General features: G+C 72.9%; 6 protein-coding genes. 5 read left to right on the forward strand and 1 reads right to left on the reverse strand.

Annotation, left to right across the window (positions count from 1 at the left end; all coding sequences use genetic code 11):
* Window positions 1-231: 231 nt before the first annotated feature.
* The 4 genes from AB0M83_RS47935 to AB0M83_RS47950 all read left to right on the forward strand — a co-directional run bounded on the left by AB0M83_RS47935 (window position 232) and on the right by AB0M83_RS47950 (window position 5,515).
* Entirely contained in the window at window positions 232-1,446 is a 1,215-nt protein-coding gene (locus tag AB0M83_RS47935; RefSeq protein ID WP_364529321.1) for a hypothetical protein, read from the forward strand.
* Between the two features lie 259 nt (window positions 1,447-1,705).
* On the forward strand, window positions 1,706-2,566 hold the full coding sequence (locus AB0M83_RS47940; RefSeq protein ID WP_364529324.1) for a hypothetical protein: 861 nt from the start codon (window positions 1,706-1,708) through the stop codon (window positions 2,564-2,566).
* A gap of 215 nt (window positions 2,567-2,781) precedes the next feature.
* Window positions 2,782-4,404, forward strand: coding sequence for a serine/threonine-protein kinase (locus tag AB0M83_RS47945; RefSeq protein ID WP_364529327.1), 1,623 nt, complete (start codon window positions 2,782-2,784; stop codon window positions 4,402-4,404).
* A gap of 16 nt (window positions 4,405-4,420) precedes the next feature.
* Window positions 4,421-5,515 (forward strand): serine/threonine-protein kinase, encoded by a 1,095-nt coding sequence (locus tag AB0M83_RS47950; RefSeq protein ID WP_364529330.1) that lies wholly within the window; start codon window positions 4,421-4,423, stop codon window positions 5,513-5,515.
* Here the strand turns inward: AB0M83_RS47950 and AB0M83_RS47955 are convergent.
* On the reverse strand, window positions 5,512-6,414 hold the full coding sequence (locus AB0M83_RS47955) for a LysR family transcriptional regulator (RefSeq protein WP_364529333.1): 903 nt from the start codon (window positions 6,412-6,414) through the stop codon (window positions 5,512-5,514). The genes AB0M83_RS47950 and AB0M83_RS47955 overlap by 4 nt on opposite strands.
* Window positions 6,415-6,520: 106 nt before the next feature.
* Between AB0M83_RS47955 and AB0M83_RS47960 the strand changes: the two genes are divergently transcribed.
* On the forward strand, window positions 6,521-7,489 hold the full coding sequence (locus AB0M83_RS47960; RefSeq protein ID WP_364529336.1) for a DMT family transporter: 969 nt from the start codon (window positions 6,521-6,523) through the stop codon (window positions 7,487-7,489).
* Window positions 7,490-7,579: the final 90 nt, after the last annotated feature.

The raw sequence follows: 7,579 nt of genomic DNA on the forward strand, positions 1-7,579 counted from the left end.
GGGGACAATTACAACCCGGTATGAACCTGGGGTTCACGCGGTGAGGCCAGTTGCGTCGGGGCGGGGCCACCCCGGGCTGGCGGGGGGGGGCATCGGCCCCGCGCGCCCAGTCTCGCATGCGCGTGCATCTGCGCAGGATTCGGAACGCGAAGCCGCTCGTGAGGGTGCTCCGATCGGGTTCTCCTGCCGCCGGACGGCGTCACGGCGGAGCCGCCGGGTGGTCGAGCCGACATGACCCACGGCACGGAGTTCCACGGACGCGGCAGTGCGCCCGCGCATCCCGGGCGGCACCGGCTCGGCACCACGGACGGCTGGACACCCCCGCTGCCCGAGAACCGCGCCGGGCGGCGCCACGCGGCCGGCCCGGCGCCGGTCGACCCGCCCGTGTCCGGGTCCCTCCCGCTCCCCCAGCCGATGTCCGGCACGCTCCCGCAGCCGTTGCTGCCCCAGCCCCGCGACCGGCGGCCCGCGCCCCCGCTGTTCCCCCCTTCGCACGGCAGCCTCCCCGTGGCCGACGACGTCGAGACGACCTCGCCGCCGCGCCCCGAGTCCCGCGCCGACCTCGCCGCCCGCCGCACCCGCGTCTCGCTGGCCGCCCCGCAGCCGCGCGGCGCGGAGCCGGAGGACGACGACGTCCGCATCTACGCGGCGCCGCCGATCGACGGGCTCGGCGTCGGGGGTTTCACCATCGGGTCGGTGCCCGCGTCCGTGACCCCGCCCAAGACGTGGAAGAAGGCGGCCTGGTTCGCCACCGGCGCGTCCGGCGCCGTGGTCGTCGGGCTGCTCTTCGCCGGGTCCTACCTGGTCGGGAAGCCCACGATGGACCAGGCCGTGCAGGGCGCGTGGCCGGGCTACCAGGGCGCGCCGACCGTCATCGACCCGACCGGCGAGACCGAACCGCCGTCCCGGCAGGGCGGTTCCGCGCCGGGCCCGGACGACAGCACTCCCGCGCCGGACCAGCCGGCCGGGCGGACCAGCAGCGGCGGCGGCGCGGGCCCCGTCGACGGCGTCCCCCAGCCGCCGCGCACCGGCGGCACCACCGACTCGGAGACGGCCGGCACGACCGCGCCGAGCGCGCGCCCGCAAAAGCCCCCGGTCACCCCCGCCCAGCGCGAAAACCCGGTCAAGCCGCCCTGGTGGTACTCCTTCCCGCCGGACGCCCAGACCATGGGGGACAACTCGGAAAAGTTCTTCAACACCGTCACCACCGACCCCGCCGCGGCGTCGTCGGTGACCACCGGCGAACTCCACGACCAGGGCCCGCAGGCCCTCGCCGAACGGTACGCGGACGTCGCGTACTTCGAGGTCCGCAAGGTCAGCATCGACCAGCAGCGCGGCGTCACGGTGAACACCGTCGAAATCACCCACACCGACGGGACCAAGACGATCGAGGAGCGCACGCTGACGTTCGGGGACGGCGACAAGATCGCGGCTGACGGTCAGTAACCGACCTTGCACGTGCGGTTCGCCCGTTCCGATGCACGTGCGGTGCGCCGAGCGGTTACCCCTGGTCCGGGTGGGTGACATAAGCTGCCGCTCGTCGTATCGCGACGGCATTCCGGCGACAGAGCCTGGTGGTGCTCGTCCGCACAGGGTTACCTGACGACAGCGGATCCGGAACCGGCCACGAGCCGGCCATCCGGACCAGCGGAAGCCCGGCGAACGGCCGAGCGACCGTCCCCGGAACCCCAGAGCGAGGACTTTCGTGCTTGATCGGCAGCGCACACGGCGTGAGGTACCCAACGCCGTCCGCGTCGAGGACGTGATCCCGGCCGAGATTCTCGACGGCGTCGGCGATGCCGACCGGGACTATCTCGAGCAGGTCTTCCGTGACCCGCAGAGGTTCCTGCCGCCGCGCCCGGAACCCGTCCGCGAGCCGGCGCGGGACGAAGACGCCGACGAGCCGGAGAGCAGGTTCGTCCGCCGCGCCAAGCTGGCCGGGCTCGTCGCCGCCGGCGCGCTCGTCGCGGGTGCGGTGGTCGCCGCGCCGATGCTGACCAGCGCGCACCGAGCGGTGTCCGAAGGTGGTCAGTCCACGCCCGCCGGTTTCACCGGTGCCGCGGAGCTCGGCGGCCTCGCCGTCCCGCAGCACCAGGCCGGGGGCGGCGCACCCGAGCAGCACCCCGCGCCCCCGCCGGGCACGCACTCCGGTGGCGCGCCGTCCGCCGACGAGTCGACCAGTGGCACCCCGCGGAGCCAGGCCACGCCGGCCACCGCGGACCCGGTGCCGGACACCGCCGCCGACGCGCGCAGCGCGAGCCGGAAGATCCAGGCCGTCAAGGACTTCTACGCGGCCATCGCGCGGGACTCGACGGGCGCGCTCGCGCTGCTGAGCCCGTCGCTGGCCGACGGCACGGCCGGCGAGCTGGTCCGCACCTGGAGCTCGATGGACGCCATCGACGTCCAGGAGGCCGACACGCAGATCAAGCCGGACGGCTCGATCCTCGCGGTCGCGACGCTCCACCGGCCGGACGGCGCCATGGTGCGCGTGACCCAGCTGTTCCGGGTCGCCGACACGGGCGGGTTGATCACCGAAGCCGAGCTCGTCTCGGCCCAGTACATGTAGCCCTGGGCGATCACCCCTTCACCCGTGGTTCAAGTGCCCGTACCGGATTCGTGTGCGCAGAGTGAGCGCCTAGCCTTGTCACGGGCCGGTCTCGGGAGAGTCGGCACACAGCCCACGACATGTGCATACGCTCCAGCGAAGCGGCGTGCGCGTGGCCGCGTCACCAGGCACCGATCCTCACGCCCTGGTGAAGTCGGAGCCCAAAGGGAGGTCGCGTGAGCGACGAGGGTCGCCTGGTCGCCGATCGATACCGCATCGTCGGCCGGATCGGCACGGGCGCGATGGGGGCCGTCTGGCAGGCGCACGACGAAGTCCTGGGCCGCACCGTGGCCATCAAGCAGCTCCTGCTCCATTCGCACCTGGACGAGCACGACGCCGAGGACGCGCGGCAGCGGACGATGCGCGAGGGCCGGATCGCCGCCCGCCTGCACCACCCGAACGCGATCTCCGTCTTCGACGTCGTCACCGACGACAACGGGCAGCCGTGCCTGATCATGGAGTACCTCAACTCCACCAGCCTGGCCTCCGTGCTGCAGGAACGCCGCACGCTGCCGCCGACCGAGGTGGCGCGCATCGGCGCCCAGGTCGCCGCGGCGCTGCGCGAGGCGCACGCGGTCGGCATCGTCCACCGCGACATCAAGCCGGGCAACATCCTGCTCGGCGCCAACGGCGTCGTGAAGATCACCGACTTCGGCATCTCCCGCGCCAAGGACGACGTCACGGTCACCAAGACCGGGATGATCGCCGGCACCCCCGCCTACCTGGCCCCCGAAGTCGCCATCGGGGGTGATCCCGGTCCGGAGTCCGACGTGTTCTCCCTCGGCTCCACGCTTTACGCGGCGTGCGAGGGCCAGCCGCCGTTCGGGCTGTCGGAGAACACGCTGAGCCTGCTGCACGCGGTCGCGGCCGGGCAGATCAACCCGCCGCGCCAGTCCGGCCCGCTGGCCAGCGTGCTGGCCGTGCTGCTCCACCCGGACATCGAGCACCGGCCGACCGCCGAGGAGTGCGAAGAGCTGCTGGCGGCCGTCGCCCGCGGTGAGCTGCCGCTCGGCGGGCCGGCGGACGAGACCATGATGGCGCCGTCCGCGGGCGTCCTGGGCGCGGCGGCCGTCGCGGACCCGAACGCGACCCAGATGTTCGACGAGATCCCCGCCGGTCACTCGGGCAGCCTGCTCGACGGCCAGGCCCCGACGCAGGCCGTGCCGTACTACGACGAGGACGACTACCCGGAGGGCACCGGCTACCCGGAAGACGACTACGACGGGTACCAGCGCCATCCCGAGGACGACCAGCACTACGTCGGCGGCGTGCCGCCCGGCTTGGCCGCCACCCGCGCGGTGCCGGTGCCCCCGCACGACCAGGGCCCGTACGCGGACGACTACGACGATTACGACGACGAGCCGGCCCCGCCGCCCCCGCCGCGGCGCCCGCAGACCAGCCCGGTCGACGATGACGACGACAAGCCCGGCGCCTGGAAGCGCCCGGCGATCATCGGCGGCATCGTGGTCGTGGGCCTGGTCGCGCTGGCCGTCTGGCTACTGAGCCCGAACAACCCGGAATCCCCGGCGGCGCCGATTTCGAGCAACAAGCCGACGCCCGCCGCGTCGTCTTCGTCCCTGCCGTCGACGACGGAGGAGCAGCCGACCGAGACGGCGGACGTGCCGCCGCCGGTGCAGGAGACGACCTCGTCGAAGCGCACCACTTCGCGGCAGACCGAGCCGGAGCGGACCACGACGCCCAAGACGACGCCCAAGACGACTACGCCTGAAACCACACCCGACGAAACGACGCCGACAACGCCCATCACGCCGACGTCTCCGACCGGCGCCGGTACCTGATCTCCCGAGGTTTGTGTTGAGCTCTGAAGGCACCATCGTCGGCGGCCGGTTCCGGCTGGACCAGCCGATCGGCCGCGGCCGCGCGGGAATCGTGTGGCTGGCGTTCGACACGCGGCTCTTCCGCACCGTCGCGATGAAGCGGATGTACCTGCCCGTCGGCGCCGGCGACCGCGCCGAGCAGGCGCGCGCGGGCGCGATGCAGGAGGGCAAGGACGCGGCCCGGATCGAGCACCCCAGCGCGATCAAGGTGTTCGACGTGCTCCCCGACGGCCAGGACGTCTGGCTGGTGATGGAGTACATCCCGTCGCGCAGCATGGCGACGTTCCTCGCGGAGCACGGCCGGCTCACCCCTGATCAGGCGGCGCAGCTGGGGATCCAGCTCGGCAACGCGCTGACCGCGATCCACGCGGCCGGGTTCGTGCACCGCACGCTCGAGCCGGGCACGGTGCTGCTGGCCGACGACGGCGGTGTGAAGCTCACCGACATCGGCATCAGCGGCGGCGGGCCCCACGCGGCGTACGTGGCGCCCGAGGTCGCGCGCGGGCTGCCGCCGACGCCGGCCGCGGACGTCTTCTCGCTGGGCGCGACGCTGTACACGTCCGTCGAGGGCGTGCCGCCGTTCGGGGAGGACGGGCAGTCGTCCGAGCGGCCGGCGCAGAACGCGGGGGTGCTGACCGCGGCGCTGCGCAAGATGCTGCGGTCCGACCCGACGACGCGGCCGACGATGGCGGACACGGTCCGGTCGCTGAGCGCGATCACCGAAGGCCGCGAGACGGCGTTCATCCCGCCGACCGCGCCCGGGATGCCGCCGCCCCCGCCGCCGCCCTTCAACCCGGGGCTGGCGCCCGCGGGGCCGCCGATGCCGCCCTCGGGACCGCAGTTCCAGCAGCAGCTCCCGGTCGCCGCGCCCGGCTTCTCCCCGGCGGAGGAGACGCAGCGGATGCAGCCGGTCGCGCCGCCGACGCAGTACGCGCCGCCGCCCGCGCCGGGACCGCAGCCGCAGGCCCAGACGTGGACCCTGCCGGTGTCGAAGAAGACGCTGATCACCGTGGCCGCGATCCTCGCGGCGGTGCTGGTCGGCATCCTCGTCTCGGAGCTGTTCTTCGTCTAGGCGACCTTGGCGGTCGCCGCGCGCATGGCTTCGAGCAGCGTGCGGACGGCCGGGTGGCCCCACGCCCGGGACGCGACCGCGGCGTGGATCGCGCGGAACGGTTCCGGGTTGCGGATCTTGCGGACGACGACGCCGGGGTGCTGCGCGCCGAGCCCGAGCTCCGGGATGAGGCCGACGCCGATGCCGGCGGCGACGAACCCCTGCGCCGTCTGGTAGTCCTCGGACTCGACCACGACGTTGGGCGCGAACCCGGCGGACGCGCAGGCGCTGTCCAGGATGTCGCGGCAGATGCCGGGCAGGCCGTCGACGCCGACCCAGGGTTCCTCGGCGAAATCCGTCAGGTCGAGCACGCGCTTGCGGGCCAGCGGGTGGGTCTTCGGCAGCACCGCCCGGTACGGGTCGTCGAGCAGGTGAACGAGCTCGACGCCCTTGGCAGGCGGGGTGCGGCGCGGGAAGACGGTGATCGCGACGTCGGCGTTGCCCGCCTCGACGTCCATCATCGGGTCGTCCGGCTCGACCAGCTTGAGGTCCAGGCGGACGCCGGGATGCTCGCGGCGGACCGCGGCGATGGCGGGCGGGACCAGGGACGCCCCGGCCGTCGCGAAGTAGCGGATGGTGACGCGGCCGATGCGGCCCTCCTTGAGCTCGGTCAACGCCGCTTCGGCCTTCGCGAGCTCGGTGCTCAGCGTCTCGGCGTGCTCGGACAGCAGGGCGCCCGCCGGCGTCGGCCGGACGCCGCGTCCGACGCGTTCGAGCAGTGCGGTGCCGGCTTCGCGTTCCAGCGCCGACAGCTGCTGGCTGATCGCGGACGGCGTGTAGCCGAGGTTGCGGGCCGCGGCGGTGATCGACCCGCTGGTGATCACGGCGCGGAGGACCTGCATGCGGCGGACGTCGAGCATGCCCTCGATCGTACAGCTGGGCTTAACGGTTCCTGCAGTTAATTTCGCTTGTCCTTACGTCTTTCCCGTACGAAGCTGACCCAAGATCGGAGAAGGAGGACCTGGGGTGGGCGAGACGAAGACCCTGCTGCGGATCGGCGCGCTGGCGTTGATGTGGGGCTCGAGCTTCTTCTGGATCAAGCTGGGGCTGGGGATGTTTTCGCCGGTGCAGCTGGTACTGGCGCGGCTCGTGCTCGGCGCGGTGATGCTGCTGGTGCTGTGCCGGTTGCAGCGGGCGCGCCTGCCGCGCGACCGGCGGGTGTGGGGGCACCTGGCCGTCGCGGCGTTCTTCCACAACGCGTTGCCGTTCCTGCTGTTCGCGATCGGCGAGACGACCGTCGACTCGGGCATCACCGGGGTGCTGAACTCGACGACGCCGCTGTGGGTGCTGCTGGCGGCGCCGCTGATGGGGACGTCGTCCCGGATGACCGGCACGCGGCTGGCGGGGCTCCTGGTCGGGCTCGGCGGGATCCTGCTGATCTTCGCGCCGTGGCAGGCCTCGGGGCTGCTGAGCTGGGGCGCGCTGGCGTGCCTCGCGGCGGCGGCGAGCTACGGCTTCGCGTTCGTCTACGAGGGCAAGTACCTGTCGTCTTCGACGTCTTCGCCGTACGCGATCTCGGCCGGGCAGATGCTGCTGGCCAGCGGAATGCTGGTGCTGGTGCTGCCGGCGGGCGGATTCACGCCGGTGCACGTTTCTCTTGGTCCGCTCCTGGCGGTGTTGGTGCTGGGCATCGGCTCGACGGGCTTCGCGTTCGCGCTGAACTACCAGCTCCTGGCGAGCGAGGGCGCGGTCGCGGCGTCGGTGGTCGGCTACCTGCTGCCGGTGGTCTCGGTGCTGCTGGGCGCGGTGTTCCTGGGCGAGCAGCTGAACCTGCGGGTGATCGCGGGCATGGTGGTCGTCCTCGGCGGGGTCGCGCTGACCCGCCTCCCGAAGCCGGAGCGAGTGGCCGCGGAAGTACCCGGTGACCAAGCGGATGGGCTTGGTGACGACACCGCCGGGAACGCGCCGCGGCCGCTCGCTCCTCTGGCGGACTGAGAGCCCTATGTCAAGCGGCCTGTCGGCGGAGGGTGTTGAGCTGGCCGTGTAGGTCGGGGTTGTAGGGCTGGTGGTCGTGCCAGCAGCGCC

The sequence above is a fragment of the Amycolatopsis sp. NPDC051106 genome (assembly GCF_040682775.1).
Classification (GTDB): Bacteria; Actinomycetota; Actinomycetes; order Mycobacteriales; family Pseudonocardiaceae; genus Amycolatopsis.